Annotated in this window: 17 protein-coding genes and 1 other RNA gene; 10 read left to right on the forward strand and 8 right to left on the reverse strand. The window is 74.0% G+C overall.

The annotated features are described in order from the left end of the window. The first annotated feature begins 196 nt into the window (after window positions 1-196). The gene (locus WMF26_RS49800) at window positions 197-4,519 is read left to right on the forward strand and encodes a protein kinase domain-containing protein (protein ID WP_437998442.1); all 4,323 of its coding nucleotides are present in this window, start codon (window positions 197-199) and stop codon (window positions 4,517-4,519) included. Between the two features lie 56 nt (window positions 4,520-4,575). Then, window positions 4,576-6,048 carry a hypothetical protein gene (locus WMF26_RS49805; protein WP_437998443.1) on the forward strand — a complete coding sequence of 491 codons (1,473 nt, stop codon included), beginning with the start codon at window positions 4,576-4,578 and terminating at the stop codon, window positions 6,046-6,048. An 88-nt stretch (window positions 6,049-6,136) separates the two neighbouring features. Here the strand turns inward: WMF26_RS49805 and ffs are convergent. After that, an RNA gene (ffs, locus tag WMF26_RS49810) (signal recognition particle sRNA small type) lies at window positions 6,137-6,226 on the reverse strand. A 292-nt stretch (window positions 6,227-6,518) separates the two neighbouring features. Here ffs and WMF26_RS49815 point away from each other — a divergent pair. After that, window positions 6,519-7,307 (forward strand): hypothetical protein, encoded by a 789-nt coding sequence (locus WMF26_RS49815; RefSeq protein ID WP_061626241.1) that lies wholly within the window; start codon window positions 6,519-6,521, stop codon window positions 7,305-7,307. Between the two features lie 56 nt (window positions 7,308-7,363). On the opposite strand, the gene WMF26_RS49820 is transcribed toward WMF26_RS49815, so the two are convergent. Continuing rightward, complete coding sequence (locus tag WMF26_RS49820; protein WP_061626240.1) at window positions 7,364-8,287, reverse strand: hypothetical protein; 924 nt, start codon at window positions 8,285-8,287, stop codon at window positions 7,364-7,366. 113 nt (window positions 8,288-8,400) lie between these two features. Between WMF26_RS49820 and def the strand changes: the two genes are divergently transcribed. After that, the gene (gene def / locus WMF26_RS49825) at window positions 8,401-8,976 is read left to right on the forward strand and encodes a peptide deformylase (RefSeq protein WP_437334973.1); all 576 of its coding nucleotides are present in this window, start codon (window positions 8,401-8,403) and stop codon (window positions 8,974-8,976) included. A gap of 27 nt (window positions 8,977-9,003) precedes the next feature. Beyond that, window positions 9,004-10,596: a bifunctional metallophosphatase/5'-nucleotidase gene (locus tag WMF26_RS49830; RefSeq protein WP_437998444.1), complete on the forward strand. Its 1,593-nt coding sequence runs from the start codon at window positions 9,004-9,006 to the stop codon at window positions 10,594-10,596. Window positions 10,597-10,651: 55 nt separating this feature from the next. Here the strand turns inward: WMF26_RS49830 and WMF26_RS49835 are convergent, their stop codons facing one another. From WMF26_RS49835 to dnaK, 3 genes are all read right to left on the reverse strand, one after another. Beyond that, window positions 10,652-11,077, reverse strand: coding sequence for a TraR/DksA family transcriptional regulator (locus WMF26_RS49835; RefSeq protein WP_437953078.1), 426 nt, complete (start codon window positions 11,075-11,077; stop codon window positions 10,652-10,654). A 235-nt stretch (window positions 11,078-11,312) separates the two neighbouring features. Next, a complete protein-coding gene (locus WMF26_RS49840) occupies window positions 11,313-13,337 on the reverse strand; it encodes a hypothetical protein (protein ID WP_437998445.1) in 2,025 nt (674 codons plus the stop codon). Window positions 13,338-13,612: 275 nt separating this feature from the next. Next, window positions 13,613-15,529 (reverse strand): molecular chaperone DnaK, encoded by a 1,917-nt coding sequence (gene dnaK, locus WMF26_RS49845; RefSeq protein ID WP_129580792.1) that lies wholly within the window; start codon window positions 15,527-15,529, stop codon window positions 13,613-13,615. Window positions 15,530-16,094: 565 nt separating this feature from the next. Between dnaK and rpmE the strand changes: the two genes are divergently transcribed. The 5 genes from rpmE to WMF26_RS49870 all read left to right on the forward strand — a co-directional run bounded on the left by rpmE (window position 16,095) and on the right by WMF26_RS49870 (window position 20,027). Then, window positions 16,095-16,301, forward strand: coding sequence for a 50S ribosomal protein L31 (gene rpmE / locus WMF26_RS49850; protein WP_012241637.1), 207 nt, complete (start codon window positions 16,095-16,097; stop codon window positions 16,299-16,301). Between the two features lie 306 nt (window positions 16,302-16,607). Beyond that, window positions 16,608-17,738 carry a DUF1385 domain-containing protein gene (locus WMF26_RS49855; RefSeq protein ID WP_437998446.1) on the forward strand — a complete coding sequence of 377 codons (1,131 nt, stop codon included), beginning with the start codon at window positions 16,608-16,610 and terminating at the stop codon, window positions 17,736-17,738. A gap of 60 nt (window positions 17,739-17,798) precedes the next feature. After that, window positions 17,799-18,902, forward strand: a complete 1,104-nt coding sequence (prfA, locus tag WMF26_RS49860; protein ID WP_437334978.1) for a peptide chain release factor 1 — start codon at window positions 17,799-17,801, stop codon at window positions 18,900-18,902. Next, window positions 18,899-19,462 carry a hypothetical protein gene (locus tag WMF26_RS49865; RefSeq protein ID WP_437953082.1) on the forward strand — a complete coding sequence of 188 codons (564 nt, stop codon included), beginning with the start codon at window positions 18,899-18,901 and terminating at the stop codon, window positions 19,460-19,462. The genes prfA and WMF26_RS49865 overlap by 4 nt, the downstream gene beginning before the upstream one ends. Window positions 19,463-19,688: 226 nt before the next feature. Further along, window positions 19,689-20,027 (forward strand): histidine triad nucleotide-binding protein, encoded by a 339-nt coding sequence (locus tag WMF26_RS49870; protein ID WP_437998447.1) that lies wholly within the window; start codon window positions 19,689-19,691, stop codon window positions 20,025-20,027. A 21-nt stretch (window positions 20,028-20,048) separates the two neighbouring features. Here WMF26_RS49870 and WMF26_RS49875 read toward each other — a convergent pair whose 3' ends face one another. From WMF26_RS49875 to asd, 3 genes are read right to left on the reverse strand one after another with little or no spacing between them, the layout of a single operon-like run. Continuing rightward, on the reverse strand, window positions 20,049-22,103 hold the full coding sequence (locus WMF26_RS49875) for an FAD-binding protein (protein ID WP_437998448.1): 2,055 nt from the start codon (window positions 22,101-22,103) through the stop codon (window positions 20,049-20,051). 22 nt (window positions 22,104-22,125) lie between these two features. Further along, the gene (locus tag WMF26_RS49880; protein ID WP_437998449.1) at window positions 22,126-24,465 is read right to left on the reverse strand and encodes a methyltransferase domain-containing protein; all 2,340 of its coding nucleotides are present in this window, start codon (window positions 24,463-24,465) and stop codon (window positions 22,126-22,128) included. Next, window positions 24,462-25,187 carry an archaetidylserine decarboxylase gene (gene asd / locus WMF26_RS49885; protein ID WP_020742088.1) on the reverse strand — a complete coding sequence of 242 codons (726 nt, stop codon included), beginning with the start codon at window positions 25,185-25,187 and terminating at the stop codon, window positions 24,462-24,464. Before asd ends, WMF26_RS49880 begins: the two co-directional genes overlap by 4 nt. Between the last annotated feature and the right edge of the window lie 428 nt (window positions 25,188-25,615).

Consider the following 25,615-nt stretch of genomic DNA (forward strand, 5'->3'; position numbering starts at 1 on the left):
CAGCTCGCGCAGGACGGCGGCCAGGACCGAGGGCGCGCCTTGCAGGCGGCTGCGTAGCATGGACGCGCGCGCAGGGCGACTGCCGTCGCGCTCGCTTCGCCCGCTCGACCTCCGGCGGCGGCGCAGGGCGACGATCGTCGCCCCGCCGAGGCGGCGCGCTCCCGGCGTCGCGGCGTGGGCGGTAGAATTTGCGCGGATGATCGCGCGAGACCCGTTCGGCTGGGTGGGCAGCACCATCGGCGGCAAGCTGCTGGTGGACGCCGTGGCCGGGGAGGGGGCGTTCGGCGTCGTCTACCGGGCGACGCACCTGGGCTTCCAGGAGCAGGTCGCGGTCAAGTGCTTGAAAATACCCGCGGATCTCTCGCTGGAAGAGCGGGGGGCGCTGCTCGACACGTTCGAGCGCGAGGCGCGGCTGCTGCACCGGCTCTCGCGCCGGACGACGGGCATCGTCCAGGCGCTCGACGTCGCTGCGGCGACCTCGCCGGAGGGCCACTGGACGCCGTACCTCGTCATGGAGTGGCTCGAGGGGGAGACGCTCGCGCAGCACATCGACGCGCGGAGCGCCGCCGGGCGCGGGCCGTACCCCGTCGACGAGGCGATCGAGCTCCTCGCGCCGGCGGTGTCGGCGCTCGCGATGGCGCACGACGAGCGCGTCTCGCACCGCGACATCAAGCCGGCGAACCTGTTCCTCGTCGGGTCGCCCGGCGCGACGACGATGAAGGTCGTCGATTTCGGCATCGCCAAGGTGATCGACGCGTCGATGCCGCTGTCGAAGGCGCTCGTCGAGACGGCGCGCTCGGCGACGCCGGCGCCCAGCGGGGCCGCGACCGAGACGACGCAGGAGCTCGCGGCGTCGCGGACGCTGCACGCGTTCACCCCGCTCTACGGCGCCCCGGAGCAGTTCAACCCGAGGCTGGGCGCGACCGGGCCCTGGACCGACGTGTTCGCACTGGGGCTCATCCTGCTGCAGCTCGCCTCGGGCAAGCAGCCGCTCGACGGGAGCGACTGGGCCGATCTCTACCTCGCCGCCGTCGACCCGCGCAGGCGGCCGTCGTTCGCGGGGCTGGGCGTCGCGGCGAGCCCCGCGCTCGAGGCGGTCATCGCGCGCGCCGTCGCGGTCGAGCCCGCGGCGCGCTTCCGGGACGCGCGGGAGCTCGGCGAGGCGCTCGCGCGCGTCCCGGAAGCGCGCCGCGGCGCCGCGCCGAGGCCCGCCGATGCGCTCTCGGCCACGCTGCCGGACGCCGCCTCCGCGCCCGCGCCGGGGCGAGCGCCGCCCCCGGCCTTCGCGGCGCCCGCGCGCGCCGCGAGGGCCGCGCCGCCGGCGGGCGAGCACCGCGTCTGCACCGTGCTCTCGGCGGAGATCGTGGCCGGCGGCGATGGGCAGGCGCCGCTCGATCCGGAGCAGGAGCTCGAGCTCCGCGAGGCCTGCCTCGCGCTCGTCCGCGCGCGGGTCGAGGGCCTCGGCGGCGTCGTGGACGGCCGCGGCAGCGGCGCCATCTCCGCGCTGTTCGGCGCGCCGCGCGCGAGCGACAACGACGCCGAGCGGGCGGTCCGCGCCGGGCTGGAGCTCGCCGCGATCGACGCGGCGTCGCTCGGCGCAGAGCTGCCGCCGGGGTGCCGGCCGAGGCTGCGCGTGGGCATCAGCACGGGGAGGCTGTTCGTGAGCGGCGCGGCCGGGCCGGGCGCCCCGGTCGACGCCTCCGGCGAGGCCCTGCGGGCGGCCGCGCAGCTCCAGCAGGCCGCCGCGCCGGGCGCGGTGCTGATCGCGCAGCCCACGTTCCGGCAGGTCGCCGGCCTCTTCCAGGTCGAGCCGCAGGGCGGCGACGCGCCGAGCTTCCGCGTCCTCAAGGTCGCGAGCGGATCGATCGCCGGATCCGATTTCCTCGGGCAGGGCACCCGCTTCGTCGGGCGGACGGCGGAGCTGCAGCGGCTCTCCGAGGCGCTGGAGACCGTCGTCGCGGAGCGGCGCGCGATGTTCGTCTCCGTGATCGGCGCGGGCGGCGTCGGGCGCAGCCGCCTCCTGTCGGAGATCCGGTCGATGGCGCCGCCTCTTGCGGGTCCGTGCGTCGTGCTCGGCGCGGCGTGCTCCTCGCTGTCGATGGACGCGAGCTACCACCTCGCCGCGTCGCTCCTGCGCGCCCACTTCCGCGTCCAGGACGACGACGCGCGCGACGTCGTGCTGCGCAAGCTCAGGGCCGGCGTCTCCGGGGCGGGCGCGGGCGAAGGCGCCGGCGGCGCGCCCCACCCGCTCGCCCTGGAGGACGCGCTGGACGAGATCGCGGCCGTGCTCTGCCCGCGCCGCGCGGCGCCGGCCGCGTCCGCGACCGCGATCGTCCCCGACGAGGGCGGCGCGGACGTCAAGAAGCGGGTGGCCGCGGCCGTCGCGGTGCTCCTGCGGACCGTGGCCGCGCGCGGGGCCGTGGTCGTCCTGCTCGACGACATCCACTGGGCGGACGACGCCAGCCTCGACCTCTTCGACGACCTCGTCGTGCGCCTCTCGGACGCGCCGCTGCTCCTCGTCGGCGCCGCGCGGCCCGAGCTCTACGAGCGGCGGCCGCACTGGGGCGAGGGGAAGGCGAGCCACGCGCGCCTCGATCTCGGCCCGCTGTCGCGGCGGCACGTCGAGGACATGGCCCGCGATCGCCTGCGCCTCGCCGCGCCCTGCTCCGCGGAGGCCGTCCGCGCCCTGGCCGAGCGCGCGGAGGGCAACCCGCTCATTCTGACCGAGACGCTGTACCTGCTCATCGACGTCGGCGCCCTCGAGCGGCGCGGCGGCGAGCCGTGGATCCTGCACGAGGAGAAGCTCGCCCGGCTCTCGTTGCCGGCGACGATCCAGGGCGTCGTCCAGGCGCGGCTCGATCGGCTCGACGGCGAGGCGCGGGCCGTCCTGGCGCAGGCGGCCGTGGTCGGCAGGACGTTCTGGAAGGGCGCGATCGACCACCTCCGCGGCGTCGCGCCGCTCGATGGCGGCGCGTCGAGCACCGCGGACGTGCTGCGCCGGCTCCGGGATCAGCAGATCATCCGCGCGCGCGACGCGTCGACCTTCCCCGAGGACTGCGAGTACGTCTTCGCCGAGGCGGCGACCCAGGAGATCGCCTACGACACGCTCAGCCTCAAGGTGCGCCGCGCGATGCACCGCGCGGTCGCCGCCTGGCTCGACGGCATGTCGGCGGCGCCCCGGGGGCCCGGGGAGGTCGGGGCGGCGCTCGCGGCGCTGCACCACGATCGCGGCGGCGACGCGCGGAGCGCCGCGCTCGCCTACGCCCGCGCCGCGGCGAGCGCGGCGTCGCTCGGGCAGAACGCCGAGGCGCTGCGCCACTTCGAGCGCGCCCGGGAGATCCACGCGCGCGCAGAGGGCGGCCCCGAGGCGAGCGGCCCCGAGGCGCGCGCCGCGTCGGCGGCCGCGTCGGCGGGCGGCGAGCGCCGGCTGTTCGCGTGGCACGAGCGCGCCGGGCTCCTGCTCGACGCCGGCGACGCGCTCCGGCGGGCGGGCCGCCTCGACGAGGCGGAGCGCGCGTACCATGAGGCGCGGGCGCGGATCCTCCGCGTGGAGCGGCGCGCCTCCGCGCCGCCCGCGCGCGACCCGAGCGCGGCGCTGCTCTGGGACGCGCGCGTCGATTACCGCCTCGCCCTCGCGCTCAAGGTGCGCGGCGCGACGGCCGAGGCGCGCGCGCTCGTCGAGCGGGCGATCGCGCTCGCCGAGCGCGGCGGCGCCGCCCCGGAGGCGCTCCCGATGGTCGGCCTGCTCGCGGCGCTCCACCGGCGCGACGGCGATCTCGACGCCTGCCGCGCGGTCGCGCTCCGGAGCCTGCGCGTCTGCGCGACGCTGCCGCCCGGCGACGGCCGCCGCCGCGAGGCCGCGTCGCAGCTGCTCCTCGCGCTCGGGACGGTGTTCTACTCGCGCGGCCGGCTGGTGCAGGCCGAGCGCTGCTACCGCCAGGCCGCGCGCGCGGTCGACGAGCGCGCGTCCCCAGAGGCGCTGAGCTTCGCGCTGAACGGCGTCGCGGCGGCGCTGTTCGCGCGGGGCGACCTCGGCGGCGCCCGCGAGGTGTTCGCCCGCGCGCTCGCGCTGAAGGAGCGGCTCGGCGATCTCCAGGCGATCGCCTCCGGGCACAACAACCTCGCGGAGGTCGAGCTCCGGCTCTCGCGCCCTCGCGCCGCGCTCGAGCACGCGCGGCGCGCGGTGACGCTGGGCGAGCAGGCCGGCGCGGGGGCCGACCTGCCGGACGCGTACCGCAATCTGGCCTCGGCGCTGCTCGCGGTCGGCCACGTCGGCGAGGCGCTCGAGTCCGGCTGCGCGGCGCTGCGCCTCGCCGAGGTGGGCGGCGGGCGCGTGTACCTCGCCGACGTGGCGCTCGGCCTCGCGACGATCTGCCGCGCGGGCCTGCGCGACGCCGCGACGCGCCCTCGCGCCGAGGCCGCCGTCGCGCAGCTCTCCGCCTCGCTGGCGACGCATTTCGTGGAGGGCGAGCTCGCCGCGCGGGCGCGCGAGTGCCGCGCGGTGCTCGCGGGGTCCTGAGGGGCCGCGCCTCTTCTGGTTGGGCAGCGCGGCGTGCCGCGCAGGAGACGTTCGTCATGATCAAGGCTTGGAATCAGGCAGCTCTCGTTCTGACCGCCATGGCCGCGCTCGGCCCGGCGGCGCTCGGGTGCGCGTCGGACCCTGAACCGACGAAGGGCGCGTGCCCGGGCGCGCTCACGGCCTCCGGCGCGTGCATCGGCGTCCCCGCCGGCGCGCTCTGCGGCGGCGACTTCTGCGCCGGGTCCGTCGATTGCGCCGAGGTGATCGAGGTCGCGAGCCCCGCGGCGCTCTCGCCGGCCGCCGCGGCGGCGGAGCCCGGGGCGTGCATCGCGCTCGGCCCCGGCACGTACGGCGCCGTCGATCTGCCGCCCGGCGTGAGCCTGCTGGGCCGGGGCGCCGGCTCCGTGACGGTGGCGGCGGTCTCGCTCGCGGCCGGCGACGGCGCCGTCCTCCGGGGGCTCACGGTCGGCGCGGGCGGCGTCGTGGTCGCGGCCGGCGCGCGGGCGCGGATCGAGGCGGTGCGCGTCGCCGGGAGCGCTGCCGACGGCGTGACGGTCGGCCTCGGCGCGACGCTCGACCTCGTCGACGCGGCGATCGAGGGCTCGGCGCGCTACGGCCTGAGCGTGTTCGACGCCGACCGCGTCTCGGTGGTGCGGTCCGTCGTCTCCGGCTCGCGGGGGCCGGGGCTGTGGGCGCAGTGCACCGGCGGCTGCGACTGCGAGGCGACGGTGGACCTCGAGGTCGAGGACGCGGTCCTCCGCGACAACAAGGTGGTCGGCGTGTCGCTCGTCGGGGCGCGCGCCTCGCTGTCCCGCGTCGAGGTGAGCGGCAACGGCCTGACCGGGTTCGATCCGAGCGGCGGCGTCTCCGTGTCCAGCTGCTCGAGCCTCGAGGCGACGTCCCTCAAGGTGGCCGACAACAGCGGCTTCGGTCTCCTGATCGACGGCGCGAGCGCGGCCATCGGCGGGGACGGCGCGGGGTTCGAGGTGAGCGGCAACCAGCCCGGGATCTGGATCCAGAACACGACGCCGGAGCAGCCCGTCGCGCTCCGCGGGGGCGTCCTCGAGAAGAACAGGGCCATCGGCCTGGGCATGAGCGGCGAGGCGCGCGGCATCATCATCGACGGCATGCGCATCGCCGGGACCTTCGCCGACTCGGCGGTGGTGAGCGCGAGCGGCGAGCAGGCCCAGGAGGTCGTGGGCGACGGCGTGAGCTGGCAGGAGCGGGCGCAGGCGGCGATCCACGGGCTCGTCCTCAGCGGCAACGGGCTCGAGTCCATCAACCCGTCCATCGAGCCGTCGCGCCGGGCGAGCATGCTCATTGACGGCGACGTCGGCCGGGACAGCCGCCTCGGGGCCATCACGCTCGAGGGCGGCGACGAGGAGGCGGGCATCGTGCAGCAGCGCCTGGCCGCCGGCGGCGTCAGCCCGCTGCGGAGCACGGATGTCCCGCGCATCACGACGAGCCCGGACGCGCTCTTCTCCGTGCCCGTCGCGCCCATCGCGCCGGCGGCGCTCGAAGCGCCTTGATGCGCCGGTCGTGCCCGCGGCAGCGACCTGGCACCGGGCTACGCGACCGCGCCCGAGGTGGGTGCGCGAGCGCGTCGAGCCCACAAAAAGCAAGTGGGCCCGCCACACCCGCTTTCCGCTACCGTTGCTCCCTTCCGGGCCTGGCGGGGTTCACGGCGCGCTGTCGGCGGACCCATGAGGTCCAGGCGCTTTCGCCTGACGCACGGACTACGTAGTCGAACCTCGGCGCCGTGTCGAGCCCTATGAAGCGCGCTGCGGCGCCTCGTGGGCGCCACGGCGTCTCGGCCGCGCGGCGAACGCCCGAGGGCCTGCCTCCCCGCGTTCTTCCGCCGAGGGCCATCCGGATGCAGTCGGAGCGCAATTCGGCGCGCGCGCGCGGCAATTCGGCGCGCGCGCGGGGTGGGTGAAGCCGGAGCGCGCGTCGCCCGGGACTTGCCTCGTTCGGGAAGCCCCGTACGCTTGGAGGTGTCGTGGATCCGTTCGATTCCGAGGACGAGGGGCGGAGCAGCCGGCTGATTCCGGTGCTGCTCTTCACCGGCTCCGCAGCGCTGGCCGCGGCCGCGCTCCGGTTCGCCTGGCAGCAGCCGGTGATCATGGCGGCGGTGCTCGGCCTGGTCCTCGCGTTCGCGGCGGCCCGCTGGCTCGCTCGCCGCAAGCTGCGCCGGCTGCTCCGCTCGGGCGACGTGCGCTCGGTGCTGCAGCGCTGGTCGCCGACGCTGCATCGCATCCCGCACCCCGCCACGATGGCGCCGCTCATGACGGCGACGGCGTTCGCCGCCTACGGCTGGGTCGAGAAGGCGCGGGCGGCCATGGCGGCGGCCGAGCGGGGGCCGGCCTGGGACGCGGCGCTCGAGCACCGGCTCTTCCTGGACACGCTCCTCTACACCTTCGAGGGCGATCGCGACGCGGCCCTCGAGCGCGCCGGTCGCCTGGAGCGCCTCCCGCTCCCGAACGTCAGCTCTCCTTTCCGCAACCGGGTGGTCACCTTGCGGGCGGCGGCCGGCGCGCTCGCCCGCGCCTTCGCGCACACGAGCGTGCCGGGCGACCGCGCGCTCCTGGAGCGCGCGAGCGAGGTCAGCCCGCTCGTCTTCTGGGCCATGCGCTACGCCGCGGCCGTCATCGCCATCGACGAGGGCGAGCTCACCCGCGTCGGGGAGCTGCTCGCCAACGCGCCGTCGTGGCCGCAGGAGTCGACGTTCCGCGCCTTCCACGACGAGATCGCCGATCGCGCCGGCCTCCCGCGCCCGGCGAGCGCGTAGCGCGCCCGGCCGTCGCGCGCGGGGCCGCGAGGGGCCCCGCTCGACCGAGGGCCCGCTCAGCCCTGGAACAGCGTGCGGATGTAGCAGTACGCGCGCGCCTCGGGGGCGGCGCTCTCGGCGCCGTGCGGCGGGTCCGGCACGAACGCACCGAGCGCGCCGAGCGCGCCGTCGATCGCGAACGTGCGCAGCACGATCCTCGCGCGCGCGCCCGCGAAGCACGGCTTGCGGTAGGCGACCTCGACCCTGCGGGCGAGCACCGCCGTGCCGTGCCCGTGCTGCGCGAGGCGCCGGAGCGCCGCCTCCGCGAAGAGCCGCGGGTACACGAGCGAGTTCACGTGCTGGTTGCCGTCCGTGTGATCCAGGCCGAACGCGATCGGGATCGGATCCAGCGTCGGCTCCGGGTCGAACGGCTCCGCGCCCGCCGGCAGCCCCATCAGCGCCTCCGGCGAGCGCCAGGCGTAGCGCTCCGGCGGGACCGGCGGCAGGTCCTGCGCGTCGAAGCGCAGCACCTTGCGCGCGCCGGGCTCGGCGAAGGGCCGCGTGAACACGTGCTCCGCGAACACCCGGCCGACCTGGATCGGCTCGCCGGCGCCGGGCGGCGGCGGGCCGTAGGTCCGGCTGCGGCGCGCGCTGGCCGAGAGCCACATGGCCAGGATCAGCCGGTTCACCTCCGACGCGGCGTCCTCCGTGCGCGCGAGCTGGTAGCTGCCCTTGAGCGCTAGCGGCTCCCGCGCCGCGACGGGGCCGTCGCCGCCCTCGATGATGAGGCGGGTGAGGATCGGGATGATCCCCTGCGTGGTCATCAGCGCCTCGACGGGGCTCGCTCGCAGGAGCTTCACCCAGATCGCGGGCCCGAGGCCGTGCGGCAGCGCGTCCAGCATCACCCGTCCGTTCTGGCTGACGTCTTCGAAGCGGAGGTGCATGACGGCGGTCGCCTGCTGCTGCTCGGGGACGTGGGGCTCGTCGGGGAAGTAGTGCATGGCTCCTCTCCATAGCTGACGCAAAAGCGCGCCGCATGGCCGCGCGCGTGGTCGACGATCGCGCGGCCCCGCGGGACGGGGGCGGCGGCGCGCGCGTATGGTACGATCGGCGCGTGACGCTCCTGAAAATCGCCCACATCGGCAACCCCGTCCTCAGGCAGCGAGCGCGCGAGGTCACGCCGGAAGAGCTCTCGTCTCCCGCCATGCAGGCGTTCATCGACGACCTGGTCGAGACGATGCGCGACGCGAACGGCGCGGGCATCGCCGCCCCTCAGGTCCACGCGCCGCTGCGCATCTTCGCGGTCGAGGTGCAGAACAACCCACGGTATCCGTACAAGCCCAACATCCCGCTCACGATCGTGGTCAACCCCGTGATCGAGCCGCTCACGCAGGAGACGTTCGAGAACTACGAAGGGTGCCTGAGCGTCCCGAACCTGAGGGGCGTCGTCGATCGGTACACCGAGATCCGCCTGACCGGCCTGGATCGCGACGGGAAGCCGATCGACCGCGTCGTGCGCGGGCTGTCGGCGGGCACCTTCCAGCACGAGAAGGACCACGTCGACGGCGTGCTCTTCGTCGATCGCGTGAAGGATCCCCGCACGCTCTGCACGTGGGCGGAGTTCGACCGCTACCACAAGCAGCCCTTCGTCGAGCGCATCGTCCCGTTCATCCAGCGGATGGGCGGCTGAGGTGCCTCGCCGCGCGGAGCCTGCGCGATGCCCCTGAGCGCGGAGCCTGCGCGACGGCCCCGCGCCGCGCGCGCGCTCGCCGCGCTCTCGCTCGGCGCGCTGGCGCTGCTGCCCCTCTCCGCGTGCGATCCCAGGGAGGCGGCGACGGCCGCGAAGGCGTCGGCTCCGGCCGAGCGCGCTCCGGCGGCGGTCACCCTCCTCTACACGACCGACGAGCACGGGTGGCTCCTGCCCACCGCCGAGGGGGGCAAGGTCCTCGGCGGCGCGGCCGAGGTGCTGGCCGTGTGGCGCTCGCGCGAGGGCCATTGCGCGGGCCCTGCGCCCGGGGCTCCGCCCGATCTCCCGCCAGCGCCGGCCTGCGAGGACCCGTCGACGCTCGCGCTCTCCGGCGGCGACAACTGGACCGGCCCCGCGCTCTCTTCCTATTTCATGGGCGCGCCGATGGCCGACGCGATGGCGCGGATGGGCTACGCCGCGTCGGCCTTCGGAAATCACGAGTTCGATTTCGGCAGGGACGCCTTTCTCCAGAACCGGACACGGTCTCGCGCCACCTACCTCGCGGCGAACCTGCGCGTGACCGATCCGGCGCTCTCCGCCTTCGCGTTGCCTTCCTTCGCCGTGTTCGAGCGGCGCGGGGTGCGCATCGGCGTCGTCGGCCTCTCGACCTCGCGCACCCGCGAGGCTGCGACGGCGAGCCGCTTCGAGGGCATCGATTTCGAGGGCGAGGAGGCGGCGCTCTCGCGCGCCATCCCCGAGGCGTGGCGCGCCGCGCCCGACGCGCTCGTGCTCGTCGCGCACCAGTGCCAGGACGTGCTCGAGCCGATCCTCGCACGTCACCCCGAGTGGCGCCTGTCCTTCGTCGGCGCGGGGCACTGCCACAAGAGGGCCGAGCTGCGCGTGGGCGGCGTGCCGCTCGTCAACCCCGGCTGGCGGCTGCGCAGCTACGCCCGCGTCTCGCTCGAGATCGACCCCCGCCGTCCGCTCCAGCAGCGCGTGCTGTCGGTCGCCGCGGAGGTCGTCGACGTGGCCCACCCGGAGGGCGCGCCCGCGGCCCCGCCGGACGAGCCGCTCTCCAGGGCCGCCGCAGGCTGGCAGCGCGAGCTGGACGCGGCGCTCGGCGAGCAAATCGGGTATTCGAGCGACGGAATGGAGCGCGACTCCGCCGAGATCCAGCGCTGGATCGCGGGGTCGTGGCGCGAGCAGCTCGGGGTCGACGTCGCGATCCTCAACAAGGACGGCATCCGGCAGGCCGTCCCCAGGGGGCCCATCACGAAAGCGACGGTGTTCTCCGTCCTCCCGTTCGACAACAAGCTCGTCATCTGCTCGCTGCGGGGCAGCGACATCCTCGAGACGCTCCGCCACCGCGACGCGGTGCTCGTCGGCCTATCGCCCTCGACCGGCGGTCGTTATGTCCTGCACGACGGGCGCCTCTTGGACGAAAACCGCCGCTACACCGTCGCGACGATCGATTTCCTTTACTACGGCGGGGACGGCTTTCGCTTCCAGGCGCAGGACCCCTCCCCGCAGTGGACCGGCCTCGACTGGCGCGCGCCGGTGATCGCGTGGACCAAGGCGCTCGGCACGAGCGCGAGCGCCCCGCTGGACGCGCGCTTCCGCTAGCGCCCGGCCGCACGCCCGCGCTCGGCGCGGGGCGTGCGGCGCGCTGGCGTTCGGCTCAGGAGCCGCCGCCGGTCCGCTCCTCGCGCTCGATCTGCTCCTGGTAGGCGACGCTGTAGCGCGCCCACGGGCGCAGCTTGAGGCGGCGGTACCCGATGGGCTCGCCGGTGCCCTCGCACATCCCGTAGGTCCCTTCCTTCATCTTGGCGAGCGCGCGATCGATCTCGGCGAGCACCCGGACGTCGCGCTCCAGGAGCTTCGACGTCAGCGAGGTTGCGCCTTCGGCGTTCGCCTCGTCCATCTCGTCGCCCACCTCCCGCGAGACGTCGCGCTCTGCGTGCTGCCGCTCGTCGATGTTGGCGACGAGGCTCGCCCGGCGCTCCTCGAGCGCCTGCTTGAGCTCGCTCAGCTGCTCCGGCGTCAGCTCGGGCAGATCGGAGTCGTCCGCATCGGGCGCCGGGCGGCGCACGGGCGGCCTCGGCATGGGGGCTGCCGTCGTGGCGTTCCCGGACGTCTCCGGTCGCGCCGGGCTCGTTCCGTCGCGACTCGCACCTTCACGGTTGTTCATGGTTTCCTCTCATCTCTTCGGGGAGCTGGGCAATTCGCATACCGGTCTTGAACGTGGGCGGAGGGCGCACGCGGCGCGTGCGTCCTCCGGAGGACACGACCGAGCAGGAGCGGCCACGCTGGGCTCCCGCTGTGATAGCGCATCCGCGGGCTTATGGCTTCGTGATGCCGGCCATCTGGAGCCCCGCCGCGAGGAGGGCGCCGATGTCCTCGAGCACGGGCTTGGACACGTTGATGGCGATCTCGGCGCGCGGCGCGGCGCCGCCCTGCTCCTGCGTCGTGATGAACATCAGCCCTTCGCCCTTGTGGGGGAGCTTCGCCAGCGCCTCGCCGAACCGCCGCGCCTCCGGCGGCAGCGCCATCGGGGCCGCGCCGGGGCTGTCCAGGGTCGTGAGGACGCTCTGCAGCGTGCGCGTGATCGGGGCGAGCGTCGAGAATCCACCCGAGACGAACTTCCCGGTCTTCAGCTTCTCGAGCCCCGGACGCGACGCGAGCGTGTCGGTGTCGGTGGCGCCCGCCTTCACCATGGCGAGCCGCCTCAGCAGCTCGCGCTTGTCGTGGCCGAATGCGATCCACGTCGTCTTCTCGTCGCCCATGAGGAGGAGGTGCAGCGTCACCGTGGCCTTGGGCTTCGGCTTGGCCTTGCCGGCGGGGGCCTGCGCCGCGTCGGCGTCGGGCGACGGCAGCTCGCTCGTGATCTGGATCTCGACGGCGAGCGACGTCTTCCCGAGCTCCTTCGGCGCCTGCACCGTCTTGACCGTCGGCAGGTCCTTCGGATCGACGTCGAGCTCCGGGAGCCGCTTGCGCAGCGCGGGCGTGTTGTAGGCGGCGACGGCGTTCTTCAGGTACTTGATGAGCGCGTCCGGCGCCTCCTCGAACCCGAACAGGTTCCAGCCGACGAAGCCGCCCATCATGCCGTCGAGGATCTCGTTCGGCGAAGGCTTGCCGGCCTTCGCGGCGGCGGGAGGCGCGTCGACGTACCCGTGCGCGGACACGCTCGGCGTCCGGTTGATCGGCAGCGACAGGACGTCGGCGAGCGCCTTGCGATCGGCGGGCTTGCCGATCTTCTCCTTCTCGAGCCACCCCTCGAGCATCTCGCGCAGCGTCTTCAGGATGCCGGTGTAGTGCGCCGGGTCGTAGCCGTGGTCGAAGAAGGCGCCGTGGCTGTCCTTCGGCACGCGCCAGTAGAGCGCCGGCGCGGGGGCGGCGCGGCTCGCGCCGTCGGCCATCGTCTTCGCGAGCCACGACGACTGGCCCCGCAGCTCCAGGGCCGCCGTGAGGTTCACGCAGGTCTGGTTGTCGACCTTCAGATCGACGATCGCCTTGCTCGCGTCGTTGATCAGCGCCTCGAGCTCCGCCTGGACGGCGGTGGTCGCGTCGGTGAGCGCCCGGTCGAACTGGGGCTGCCCGATCGAGAGCTGGCTCTGCGCGAGGATCGGGAGCCCGCCGAGCTGCTGCTTGGCCATGTCGCCGTACTTCGTGCTGAGCGGGACGAAGCGGACCTCGCCGTGGAGGTCGCGCGCCTCGGGCGAGAGCGTCGGCAGCGTGCGCGCGAGGTACGGCCCGAGCGTCGTCACGTCCCGGTCTCGATCGCCGCAGAGGAGCCGCGCCGGCGTCGAGCCCGCGGACGCGGCGAGGAAGCAGCTCGACGACGCGGGCTCCTTGCCGCCGATCTTCCACATGCCCGGCTTCACCTCGGTCAGGGTGGCGCCGGCCTCGAGCGCGCCCCTGGCCCGCTCCAGCGACGTGAGCCCGAGCGACACGGCCGCGACCGGGTTGCCCCGCTTCGAGCTGTCGTCGAGCGCGACGACGAGGTGGACCGGCGCGTCGAGCGCGACCACCGCGGCGAGCTGGTTCGCGTCGATCGAGGGGCTCACGAGCTCGCTCAGGACGCCCGCGGAGAGCCCCTGCGCGCCCGCCTCGGCGAGCGCCGGCGGCAGCCCGGCGCAGGCGGCGACGCTCGACAGCGTGGCCGCCGGGTTGCTCCAGCGGAGCACGCCCACGATGTCGGCGGGCTCGGCGACAGGGGAGAGATCGAACGCGGGGCTCGCGGGCTGGGAGGGCCCGGCCTTGACCTCGCCTTGTGCTCCTGCCGGCGTGGCAGGCGTGGGGGCCGGCCCGCAGGCGACGGGACCGGCCATCAGGACCAGGGTGGCGAGCGGCAGGAGAGTTCGCATGAGCGCCGGTTATACGGCCCCCGGACATCCGAGTCGACGCCCAAGGAGCGCGCGGGCGGGGGAGATGGCGGTCCGCGCCGCCTCGGGGGGTGAGGCGCGGCCTCAAATGCAAACGAGCGCGGACGAAGCCGCGCTCGTTGCTCGTTCATCGTTGTGCCAGCCGCGCCAGCACCCTCGGGGACGTCGGTCGCGTGAGTCGCGTGAGCCGCGTCGGTTACGTCGGTTACGCCGGTTGCGCCGGCGTAACCGCTCGATGAGCGCTCACCCCGCGGCGATCAGTTCGACTCCTCGAACTCCGCGTCGATGACCGAGTCCTTCCCCTTGCCGCCGGCGGGGGGCGGCGGCTGGCCGCCCGCGGCGCCGGGCGCGGCGCCCCCGCCGTCCTGCGGCGGGCCGGCCTTCTCGTACATGACGCTCGCGATGCGGTGCGCCTCCTTCTCGAGCCGCTCCAGCGCCGCGGTCACGGCCGCGTCGTCCTGCTTCTCGATGGCCGACCGGCTCTCGGCGATGATCCCGTTCAGCGCCGAGACGTCGCTCTCCGGCAGCTTCTCCTTGTTCTCGCTGATCGTCTTCTCCAGCGTGTAGCAGAGGTTGTCGAGCTTGTTGCGCCGCTCGATCTCCTCGCGGCGCCGCTTGTCCTCGGCCTCGTGCGTCGCCGCCTCGCTGACCATCCGGTTGATCTCGTCCTCCTTCAGGCCGCCCGACGCGGTGATCGTGATCCGCTGATCCTTGCCGGTGGCGGTGTCCTTGGCGTGCACCGACAGGATGCCGTTCGCGTCGATGTCGAAGGTCACCTCGATCTTCGGCACGCCGCGGGGCGCCGGCATGATGCCTTCCAGGTGGAAGCGGCCCAGGGTCCGGTTGTAGCGGGCCTCGGTGCGCTCGCCCTGGAGGACGTGGACCTCGACGCTCGGCTGGCTGTCGGTCGCGGTCGAGAAGATCTCCTTCTTCTGCGTCGGGATCGTCGTGTTCCTCGCGATCATCACGGTCATCACGCCGCCGAGCGTCTCGACGCCGAGCGAGAGCGGGGTGACGTCGAGCAGCACGAGGTCCTTCACGTCGCCCGAGAGCACGCCCGCCTGGACCGCGGCGCCGACGGCCACGACCTCGTCCGGGTTCACGCCCTTGTGCGGCTCCTTGCCGAAGAACTTCTTGACCGTCTCCTGGACCAGCGGGATGCGGGTCGAGCCGCCGACCAGGACGATCTCGTCGATCTGCTGCGGCGTCTTCTTCGCGTCCGCGAGCGCCTTGCGGGTCGGCTCGAGCGTGCGCTCGATGAGCGGCCGGATCATCTGCTCGAGCTTCGCCCGGGTGAGCTGCTTCTGGAGGTGCTTCGGCCCCGAGGCGTCCGCGGTGAGGAACGGCAGGTTGATCGTCGTCTCCTGCACGTTCGACAGCTCGATCTTCGCCTGCTCCGCGGCGTCCTTGAGCCGCTGCACGACCATCTTGTCGTTCGAGACGTCGATGCCCGTGTCCTTCTTGAACTCGGCCGCGAGCCAGTCCATGACGAGGTGGTCGACGTCGTCGCCGCCGAGGTGGGTGTCGCCGTTGGTCGAGATGACCTGCACGACGTTGTCGCCGACCTCGAGGATCGAGATGTCGAACGTGCCGCCGCCGAAGTCGTAGACGGCGATGACCTGCTCGTTCTTCTTGTCGAGCCCGTACGCGAGCGCGGCCGCCGTGGGCTCGTTGACGATGCGCTTCACCTCGAGGCCGGCGATGCGGCCGGCGTCCTTCGTGGCCTGCCGCTGCGCGTCGTTGAAGTACGCGGGCACGGTGATGACGGCCTCGGTCACCTTCTCGCCGAGGTAGTCCTCCGCGGCCTTCTTCAGCTTCTGCAGGACCTTCGCCGAGACCTCGGGGGGCGACAGCTGCTTGCCGCGCACCTCGATCGATGCGTCGCCGTTCTTGCCCTTGCTGACCTTGTACGGGACGCGCTTCGTCTCGTCCTGCACCTCCTCGGCGCGGCGACCCATGAAGCGCTTGGCGGAGTAGATGGTGTTGGTGGGGTTCGTGACCGCCTGGCGCTTGGCGATCTGCCCGACGAGCACCTCGCCCTTGTCGTCCCAGGCCACGACGGACGGCGTGAGGCGCGAGCCCTCCTCATTCACGATGACCTTGGGCTCCTTGCCCTCCATCACCGCGACGACGCTGTTGGTCGTGCCGAGATCGATGCCGATGATCTTGCCCATGACGTTGAACCCTCCGAGGAATGTTTGCGCGACGGCTTGGTCGCCGCCGGGGGGGCGAGAAGACCCGACCGGCCAGCAGGGCCCGGCTGACAGCTGCCGCGAGCCCCTGCTCCAGAGCCGTCAAAAACCGCTGGGAATTCGGATACTTTCGCCGGATTTCGCGAGCTCGCTGGCTCGCGACCGCGAAACTAACCATGTGCATCCGAGCGTCAACGCCGCCCCTAGCAATTGTCGTGCGCGCGGGCCAGCCGGGCCGGACGCTTGACGGGCGCGCCCTCGGGCCGCACGTAGAGCGTCCGCCTTCCGCGCCGTCGAGCGCCTCGAGCCGGCGCTCCGGTTCGAGGTGCCGCGTCGGCGCGGAGCGGAGGGCTCCGCCGGCCACGCCAGGACCTCTCCGGCCGCGCGCTGTCCTCACGCAACCCGCGCCGAACGCCCGTCCGGCAGACTCCGGCGCGGGAGCACGCCGCGGGAGCACGTGAAGACGCGGCGCGCCGGAGGGGCTTCTTGCGGTCCGAGACGCCCTGAGCTATAGGCGCCCTCCCTCGCAACACCCGAAGGACTCACCATGAAGCCCGGCATCCACCCCGAGTACAAGGCCTCCACGATCACCTGCGCGTGCGGCGCCGTCGTCGAGACCCGCTCCACCCGCGGCAGCTTCACGACCGACGTGTGCTCCGCCTGCCACCCGTTCTACACGGGCAAGCACAAGATCATGGACGTCGCCGGCCGCGTCGACCGCTTCCGCAAGAAGTACGCGACCGCTGGCAAGTAGGCGGCGGCTCGTCCCCTCCTCGACATCCCTTCTTTACAGACACGCCCGTCACGCCGCCCCGCCCGGGGCGTGGCGGAGGCCCGCGCTCGTCCCGAGCGCGCCGGCCGGCCCGAGCGGCCGACCCGCGCAGCGCGAGCGGCCGAGACGGCGCGCGCGCTGGACGACGGACGACGTCGCCCATCCACCTTTCGCGGCGCTGATCGGCCAGGCCGATGCGAAAGCCGTGCGATGCGCTAGATTGGAACGCGTATGAGCGATCAGCCTGCACGTCCGTATATCGGCGGCCAAGCGGTGATTGAGGGGGTCATGATGCGATCGCCGAGCTCGGTCGCGATCGTCTGCCGACGCCGCTCGGGGGAGCTCGTGGTGCGCGAGCAGCCGATGACCGCGGTCTCCAAGGGGCCGCGCACGTGGCCGTTCGTGCGGGGGGTCGCGACGCTCGTGGAGTCGCTGCGCCTCGGGTCCCAGGCGCTCCGCTGGTCCGCCGATCTCTACGAGCAGGATCTGGCGGCCGAAGAGGCGGCCTCGGCCAAGGGGCCGGCCTCCAGGCGCTCGAGCGCCGGCTCGGCGAGCGGAGCGAGCCTCACCTCCCTGGCGCTCAGCATGGCCGCGATCGCGACGCAGGACGGCGAGCCCGCGCAGGTCGCGGGCGGCCCGGCGCCCGGCGGCAGCGGCGCAGACGGAAGCGACGGAAAGAAGAGAGGCGGGGGGATGGGCATCATCCCGATCCTCTTCGCGGTCCTGCTCTTCGTGGCGGCGCCTCAGGCCGGCGCCGAGCTGGTCAACAAGGTCTTCGGCCTCGGGCTGGAGGTCACGTCGCCGGGGTTCCAGGCGATCACCGGCGTGGCGAAGCTCGCCATCGTCGTCGCCTACCTCCTGCTGATCCGCCAGATCGCCGAGGTCCGGCGCGTTTTCCAGTACCACGGGGCGGAGCACAAGGCGATCTCCACCTACGAGGCCCGCGAGGCGCTCGAGGTCGAGAACGCGCGCCGCAAGACGGCCATGCACCCGCGCTGCGGGACCACGTTCCTGGTGATGGTGGCGCTCGTGTCGATCGTTGTGTTCTCGGTGGCCGGGGCGTCCCTCGGTGCGTTCCTGCCCAAGCTGCCCGGCGGCCGGCTCGTCGAGAGCGTCGGCTTCTTCTTGATGAAGCTGCCGTTCCTCCCGCTGATCGCCGCGGTGACCTTCGAGATCCAGCGGCTCTTCGCGCGCTATTGCACCACCGGCCCGCTCCGCGTGCTGCTCTGGCCGGGGTTCCTGGTCCAGAAGATCACGACGGCGGAGCCGGACGACGCGCAGCTGGAGGTCGCCCTCGCCTCGCTCCGCGCGACGCTCTGGCGGGAGGCGTCGGTGACCGCGCCGGTCCAGCCCGATCGGGTGTTCGCGGACTACTCCAAGGTGCTGGCCGACCCCGGCTACGCTGGCGCCCACGGCTAGCGCGCGCCGGCGCCGCCGCACGCCGCCGCCGTCCAACTCCGCGTCGTCTTCGGATTGCAGATGCTACCTATCGCGAAACTCGAGGCGGTCCAGCGCCGCTTTCAGGAACTCGAGCACCTCATGTGCAGCCCGGCGGTGCTCTCCTCCCCGGCCGAGCTCCAGCGGCTCAACCGCGAGCGGACCGAGATCGAGCCCGTGGTCGTCGCCTTCGCGCGGCTGCGGGACGTCGACCGGCGCATCGCCGAGGACCGCGAGGCGCTGAGCGATCCCGACCTGTCCGAGCTCGCCCAGGCGGAGCTGCCCGAGCTCGAGACGGAGCGGGAGCGGCTCGCCAGCGAGCTCGAGGTGCTCCTCCTGCCGAAGGACCCGAACGACGCGCGCAACACCGTGATCGAGATCCGGAGCGGCGAGGGCGGCGAGGAGGCGGCGCTCTTCGCCGCCGACCTCTTCCGCATGCTCTGCCGCTACGCGGAGACGAAGCGGTGGAAGGTCGAGGTGCTCAACCTGAGCGAGGCCTCGGCCGGCGGCTACAAGGAGGTCGCGGCGCTGATCTCGGGGCAGGACGTCTACTCCCACCTCCGTTACGAGGGCGGCGTGCACCGCGTGCAGCGGGTCCCCACGACGGAGACGCAGGGGCGGATCCACACCTCGACCGCGACCGTCGCCGTCCTGCCCGAGGCGGACGAGGTCGACGTGCACATCGACGACAAGGACCTGGAGATCTCGATCGCCGCGTCGGGCGGCCCCGGCGGGCAGGGCGTCAACACGACGAACAGCGCCGTGCAGATCAAGCACCTGCCGACGGGCATGATCGTGAAGTGCCAGGACGAGCGCTCCCAGCTGAAGAACAAGGCGAAGGCGATGAAGGTGCTCCGGAGCCGGCTGCTCGAGATCGAGCAGCGCCGGCAGGAGGAGGCCCAGAGCGCGGAGCGAAGGACCATGGTCGGCACGGGGGAGCGCGCGCAGAAGGTGCGGACCTACAACTTCCCGCAGAACCGGGTGACGGATCACCGGATCGGCCTCACGCTGCACAAGCTCGACAAGATCATCGAGGGGGATCTCGACGAGCTCATCGGCGCGCTGCGCACGCATCGCCAGGCGGAGCTCCTGCGGCGCGGCGGGCTCTCGGGGCCCGCCGGCGGCGCGGTGGAGCCCTTAACGTGAGGGGGACGCCGCCCATCGATCTGGAGGCGCTGTTCGTCGCGCTCGTGCTGGCGCCGTCCACGTTCTCGCGGAACCGGTTTTACTCGCTCTACGCCGATCCCGAGGCGCGCCGGGTGCGGCGGCGGGCGGCGCTGCTCAGGAGCATCGTGCGGCAGCTGGTCGGCGGCGCGGGCCGCGCCGGGCTCGCGCCCGCGGCGAGCGGCGGCGCGCTCCTCACCTACGATGTGCCGTCGCTCGGGCTGAAGCGCACCGCCGCGCTCGACGACCTCGAGCTCGCCGTGCTCCGCATCGCGGTCGCGCGCGGGACGGTCCCCCGCGCCGTGCAGCAGGACGGCGGGGGCGCCGCGCCGAGCCCGCCGTCGGGCGCCGCGCTGCCCGACGACCTGCTCCCCGAGCCGGCGGACTCCTCGCGGATCGAGAGAGCGCTCGCCCGGCTGCTGCCCAGGGAAGGGCAGGGCGGCGCGCTGGAGGCCCCCGGCCAGGGAGAGCCGGGAGAGCCGGACCCGGCGACCCGGGCGCTGCCCCGCGACCGGGAGCGGCGCGATACGCAGGCGCCGTAGTACCGCGGGTCGGAAATCCCGCCGGGGATCTGCCTCGCGAGCGGAGGGAGATCTCAACGCAAGGGCGCCAAGACGCAAAAATATTCGTCTTTTTGCGCCTCTGCGTCTTTGCGCCTTTGCGTTGAGCTCTCTCTCCGGATCCGTGCCCGGACTGCTGGTGGGTGGAGCTGGCGCTGCGTGATAGGGGTTCCTGACGCGCGGTACGACGCGGTACTAGGAGGCGACCATGTGCATCTTCTGCAAGATCGCGAAAAAGGAGATCCCGTCGAAGGTCGTGCTCGAGGACGAGCACGTCATCGCCTTCCACGACCTGAACCCGCAGGCGCCCACGCACGTGCTCGTCATCCCGAAGCGCCACATCGCCGGGATCGCCCAGGCCGCGCCCGAGGACGAGGCCGTCCTCGGGCGGCTGCTGCTCGCCGCGCGGCAGGTCGCAGAGAAGACCGGCATCGCGGAGGGCGGCTTCAGGACCGTCGTGAACAGCGGCGCGAACGCCGGCCAGACCGTCTTCCACCTCCACGTCCACGTCATCGGCGGCCGGCCCATGGCCTGGCCCCCCGGCTGAGCCGGCCAGCGCCGGCGCCGCTCAGCGGACGTCGCGGGCGGCGCTCACCACGGCGTCGAGCCACGCCGCCTCGGCCTGGCCGAGCGGCGGCTGCCGCGGCAGCGAGGTCGGCAGCGCGCGCGGCCGCGACGCGCCGTGGGCGCGCAGGTGCACGGAGGTGACGGCGCCGACGCGCCCGCCCACGCCGAGGAACAGCGCGAAGAGATCCGGGCCGACGGCGCGCCGCGGGGCGGGGCGCACCGCGAGCTCGGCGCCCGACGCGAGCCGCGCGGTGAAGCCGGCGACGAGGTGATCGACCGGATCGCTCCACGGATCCGGCGCGCCGGGGGCGCCCGCCGCGATCCACGCGTCGAGCGTGAGCTCGCGCGAGGCCGCGTCGAAGTCGAGCCCCAGCGTGAGGCCGCGCTGCTCGAGCGCGCGCTCGACCTCGCCGAGGCGAGCCTCGCCGGCGGCGTGCACGAGCAGCGCGTCGCGGTCGATCACGGGCGACGGGGGGGGCGGCGGCACCGGGCGGCGCGCGGCGCGGGCGGCGTCGCGCGGGAGCAGGTTGCCCGGGTTCATGATGCCGGCGGGGTCGAAGACGCCCCGGAGCGCGTGGACGACGTCGGCGCCGAGGCCGAGCTCGGCGCCGAGCCGCGGCGCCTTGCTGCGGCCGACGCCGTGGTGGTGCGAGAGCGTGCCGCCGGCGTCGATCGCGGCGTCGAGGGCCGCCCGCCAGGCCGCGTCGTACTTCGCCTCGGCCGCCGCCACGGTCGGCGCGCTGCCCGCGAAGGTGAAGTAGATGCTGCAGCCGTCCGGGTAGGCGTGGGACAGGTGCGCCATCACGAAGACGTGGCGCCCGAGCGCCCCGCGCACCGCGCGGTAGAGCGCGTCGAGGCGCGACCAGGGCGCGGCGACCTCCATCGTGTCGCTGAACGCGCCGGCCATGAAGACAGGCGCCTGGCGGTAGCTCACGCTGTAGCGGTGCGCGAGCCAGTGGCGCGCCGGCTCCTCGCCGAGCGGCCTGGCCCCGGCGCGCCCGGCGATCGCCGCGGCGCGGGCGAGATCCTCGGCGCTCGCGCGCGCGGTGCCCTCGAAGATGAGGATGAGCGTCGCGCCGCGGAGCACGCGCGACCCGACGGCGTCCACGGCCTGGTTGAGGAGCCCCGGCGCGCGCAGGAGGCCGCGCAGCACGGCGGCGCCGGTGCCCGGGCCCCGCGCGCCGCGCGCCCGCGCGGCCGGCCCCTCGGTCGGCTCGTCGCCCGCGCCGGCGTGGCCGCGCTGCCGGCGCACCGCGCCGAGCCGGGCCATGAAGGAGTCGAACGGGTCGTAGAGCCGCGAGACCGCCGGGCGAAGGCCGGCCTGGAACATCTCGCGCATCGCGTTCCACCCGGCCTCCAGCGTGGGGAAGGAGAAGGCGGCGAACGCGCGCGCCGGCGGGGCGGGGTGCAGCCGGAGCGTCGCGGCGGTGACCACGCCGAGCACGCCCTCGCTGCCGATGAGGAGCGGCGTCAGATCCGGGCCGCGCGTCCGCCGATCGAAGCGGACGACCTCGCCGCGGCCGACGACGCACTCGAGCGACGCGACCATGTCCTCGATCTTGCCGTAGAGCCCCGAGCACTGGCCGGCGCTGCGCGCCGCGACCCAGCCGCCCACGGTCGAGCAGAGGATCGACGACGGGAAATGGCCGAGCGTGAAGCCCTCGGCGTTGAGCTCCTCCTCGAAGCGGATGCCGAGGGCGCCGGCCTCGATCTCGACCGAGGGGGCCTGGCGATCGAGCGAGCGGCGGCGGGAGAGCCGCTTCAGGTCGAGCACGACCGTGCGGTCGTCCGGCAGGACGCCGCCGCACACGCCCGAGCCCGCGCCGTACGGCACGAGCGGGAGCCCCTCGTCCGCGCAGAAGCGGACCACCCGGGCGACCTCCTCGGTCGACGCCGGCCAGAGGATCATCCCGGGCCGGTGCTCGGCGATGCGGCCCTCCGTGACGGCGAGGTGGTGCCGCGGCCAGAGATCGCGGGCGTAGGCGATCTGATCGACGGGGGAGGCGCTGGCCGGGATCCCCGGCAGCGCGCGCGAGATCGCGGCCTCGAAGCGCATGCGTCAGGAGCCCCCTAGCGCGTCAGCTGCGCTCGGCAAGGATGATGAGCCGCGGCGACTCCGAGCCGAAGAAGACGCCCGGGTGCGCGGGGTGGCCGGTCACCTCGGTGACCTTGAAGCCGGCTTCGTGGAGCATCTTGCCGAGCTCGTGCAGCCCGTAGAGGCGGATCGAGTAGTCGATCTCGCGCGAGCGGCCGTCCTCGAACATGACCGTGCGCTTCACCTTGAGCCGGCTCGTGAAGAAATCGACCTGCATCTCATCCATGCAGACGCAGCCGTCGCCCTCGAACCAGACGAGGCTCGGCTGGCGGGACGCGACGTAGTCGCGGTTCACGATGTCGAGCAGGAGCATGCCGCCCGCGCGGAGGGCGCGGCGGATGCGGGCGAGCACGTCCGCGTTCTTCTCGTCGTCGAAGTAGCCGAAGCTCGTCGACCAGCAGTAGACGCCGTCGAAGGTCTCCTCGAACGTCATCTCGCGCATGTCGCCCTGGAGGAAGTTCAGCTTCTGGCCGCGGTCCTGCGCGTCGTCGGCGGCGCGGGCCAGCATGGCGAGCGACAGGTCGAAGCCGACCACGCTGTAGCCGCGGCTCGCGATCTCGATCGCGTGGCCGCCCGCGCCGCACGCGAGGTCGAGGATCACGGCGCCCTTCTCGACGCCGAGCCGCTCCTCGATGAAGTCGACCTCGCGGCGAACCACCTTGCTGTCGATCTTGTCGAGCGTGCGCAGGAAGTCGTCGCCGAAGAGCTCTTCCCACCACGGGCGCTTGCGGCGCGCGGCGGGCTCGGTCGACGGGCCGGAGTTCGACTCGAGATCGAGCGGCTTGGCCGCGGGCTGCGCGGGCGGAGCGGAGATGCGCGCCGAGGGATCGCCGTGCGGCGGCGGCACGGACACCGGCGGAGGCGGCACCGACGTGAACGTCGCGAGATCCGGCGAGGCGAGCGCCTGCGCGCGCGGGCGCCGCGGCGGCGGCGGCGGCGGCGGCGGCGGCGGCGGCTTCTTGGGATGCGCCGCCTGGGCGTCGGCGCGGGCGGCCCGGCCCTCGTCGGTCAGCTCGGGCTCGACCTCCTCCAGCTCGACCTCGCTGCTCTTCGGCGGCAAGGTGATGCGCGTCGGGTCGGCCGGCTGCTGCTCGCCGCCGCCTGCCTCGGGCGGGGCGCTCGTCGCGTTGGCCCTGGCCTCGTCGGCCAGCTCGAGCTCGGGCTCGACCTCCGTGAGCTCTTCCGGGCTCGACCCGGGCCGCCAGTCGAGCGGGCGCGCCTCGATCTCCGGCGCCGACGGCTGGGGCCGCCGGGGCTCGGGCTGGAGGGCGTCGAAGGCGGCGTCGCGCGCCGTCGGCGGGCCCTCCCCCGGGCCCTCCTGGTACGGGTCGAGGCCCAGCACGGTCTGGCGCGAGTCCGGCCCGCTCCGGAACTGGAGCGGCGGCCACTCGTGCTCGGTCGGGTCGGTCAGCAGCGGCGGCCTGGCGGGCTCGGGCTGCGGCTCGGCCTGCGAGGTGACCGGCGGCAGGTTCGACTCGATGCTGAGGATCTGGAGCGGCCGGATCACCGCGACCGAGTCCGGGTCGATGATCAGCCCCGGCGTCGGCATCGGCGGCACGCTCGAGGACTTCGGCGACGGCCGCGGGACCGCCCGCGGCGCGACCAGCTCCGCCAGGTTCGGCGGCGGCGCCGGCTTGCTGGCGGTCTTGGGCACCTCGATCGCCGGCTCGCTGGGGGGCCTCGCGGCGGCGCTCAGCCATCCGTCGTCCTCCACCTCATCGAGCCCCAGCGATCGCGGCGTCGCCGTGTCCGCTTGCGCGACGCCCGAGTCGAGCGCGGCGCCCGAGTCGAGCGCGGCGCCCGAGTCGAGCGCGGCGCCCGGATCGTCGCCCTGCTGCGCCGCGTCTCCGGGCACGTTCACGAGCCGCCGCGAGCGGCGGCGCGCGGTCTTCGCGCCGTCGCCGCGCTCTGCCTCCGTGGCCCGCTCCACCTCCGCGGCCAGCGATTGCCAGGCCCGCCTCGAGGTGGGCGTGGCTGGCAGGGGGGTGCCGTGGCGCGAGCGCTCCGTCGGCGGCCCGGCGATGCGCGGATCGAGATCGAGGTCCGGGATCTCCGAGGGCGGCCGGCTGGAGCTCCCGTCGGCCATGCCCGGGATGACGTCGAGGCGCGGCAGCGGCGTGGTGGTCGCGAGCTGCGGGCGCACGCTGGGCGTGCGCTCGGGCCGCGGAGCGACGGACGAGCGCGCGGGGAGCGAGCCCTCTCCCGGCGGCGCGAGCGCGGCCGCGTTCCCTGCCTCGCCCGGCGGGGGCGCGCCGGACTCTCCGGAGGCGCCGCCTTCCTGGGCGGCCTGAGCCAGGGGGTTGCGCGGCCGCTCGCTCGTCATTGCCTGCCCCCTCCGTCCATCGGCTCACCGTAGAGGACCGGCCCCGGAGCCCTGCTCCAGGGGGGCGACACCCCGCGCTCGACGAACAGGACCGCGGTGGAGCCGAGGTGGAACTTGCCGATCTCCTCGCCGCACGCGACCGGGAGGGCCGGCGAGATCGGGTGCACGCCGAGCGGCACGTCGCGCGCGTCGACGGCGCTCACCGTGATCCGTCCGACGATCATCGCGCCCACCATCACGACCGTCACGCGCCCCTGGCGCTCGGTGTCGATCACGATCGCGACGCGCCGGTTGCGCGCGAACAGGCCCGGGATGTGGCGCTCGCCGATCGCGTTCACCGGGAACAGCTCCCCCGGCATCGAGCGGATGAGGCTCACCTGGCCGGCGACGGGCGAATGGACCCGGTGGTAGTCGCGGGGGGAGAGGTAGACGACCGCGAACTGCCCGCCGTCGTAGCGCGACGCCTCCGCGGGGTCGCCCACGAGGTCCTCCACGCGGTAGGGCTGCCCCTTGATGAGCAGGCGCCCGCCCTCGGTCACGGGGCCGAGCGACTCGATCCGGCCGTCGGCGGGGCTGGTGATGGCTCCGGGATCGGAGCAGACAGGGCGCATCCCCTCGCGGAGCTTGCGCGTGAAGAACGCGTCGAAGCTCTCGTAAGGGCTCGTCAGCACCTCGGCGGCGTCCATGTCGACGCGGTACGCGCGCGCGTAGAGCTTGACCACCGCGTTCAAGACGGCGGCGGGTGCTCTGGCGTCGCAGAGGCGGCCAACGGCCCGGGTAATGCGCTCTCGCGGAAGCACCCGCAACAGCTGTGCGGCGGCGTAGGTGGCAACGGTCATTGTGCGGAGCGGCGGTAACAATGCGGGAAAGAGAGCGGTGCAGGAATGCTAGGCCTCGGGACGGACCTCGGTCAACGCTCGGGTCAGGCGAACCTTTCCGCGCCGGCGCGGTCCCCCCATCCAGCGAAGGAGCTCAGCCTTGACGCGACGCGCGACGCTCAGCGCGATCCGTGGCGCGACGAAAGGCCCGTCCCCCGCGCTCCACGTTTCTCCACGTCGCCGCGAGGGCGTCAACCGCGAAGCGCCGCCCCACGCAAATGGCGGCGCGAGCGCCGGCGGACCGCGCCGGCCGCGCGCTCCATTCTGAAGCG

This window comes from Sorangium sp. So ce185 (genome assembly GCF_051526825.1).
Lineage (GTDB): Bacteria > Myxococcota_A > Polyangia > Polyangiales > Polyangiaceae > Sorangium > Sorangium cellulosum_D.

Coding starts and splice junctions, on each gene's coding strand:
- prfA (WP_437334978.1), top strand. CDS start 17,799: ATGCTACCTATCGCGAAACTCGAGGCGGTCCAGCGCCGCTTTCAGGAA.
- WMF26_RS49820 (WP_061626240.1), bottom strand. CDS start 8,287: ATGCACTACTTCCCCGACGAGCCCCACGTCCCCGAGCAGCAGCAGGCG.
- WMF26_RS49840 (WP_437998445.1), bottom strand. CDS start 13,337: ATGCGAACTCTCCTGCCGCTCGCCACCCTGGTCCTGATGGCCGGTCCC.
- WMF26_RS49830 (WP_437998444.1), top strand. CDS start 9,004: ATGCCCCTGAGCGCGGAGCCTGCGCGACGGCCCCGCGCCGCGCGCGCG.
- WMF26_RS49875 (WP_437998448.1), bottom strand. CDS start 22,103: ATGCGCTTCGAGGCCGCGATCTCGCGCGCGCTGCCGGGGATCCCGGCC.
- WMF26_RS49880 (WP_437998449.1), bottom strand. CDS start 24,465: ATGACGAGCGAGCGGCCGCGCAACCCCCTGGCTCAGGCCGCCCAGGAA.
- WMF26_RS49805 (WP_437998443.1), top strand. CDS start 4,576: ATGATCAAGGCTTGGAATCAGGCAGCTCTCGTTCTGACCGCCATGGCC.
- WMF26_RS49855 (WP_437998446.1), top strand. CDS start 16,608: ATGATGCGATCGCCGAGCTCGGTCGCGATCGTCTGCCGACGCCGCTCG.
- rpmE (WP_012241637.1), top strand. CDS start 16,095: ATGAAGCCCGGCATCCACCCCGAGTACAAGGCCTCCACGATCACCTGC.
- WMF26_RS49835 (WP_437953078.1), bottom strand. CDS start 11,077: ATGCCGAGGCCGCCCGTGCGCCGCCCGGCGCCCGATGCGGACGACTCC.
- WMF26_RS49870 (WP_437998447.1), top strand. CDS start 19,689: ATGTGCATCTTCTGCAAGATCGCGAAAAAGGAGATCCCGTCGAAGGTC.
- WMF26_RS49800 (WP_437998442.1), top strand. CDS start 197: ATGATCGCGCGAGACCCGTTCGGCTGGGTGGGCAGCACCATCGGCGGC.
- dnaK (WP_129580792.1), bottom strand. CDS start 15,529: ATGGGCAAGATCATCGGCATCGATCTCGGCACGACCAACAGCGTCGTC.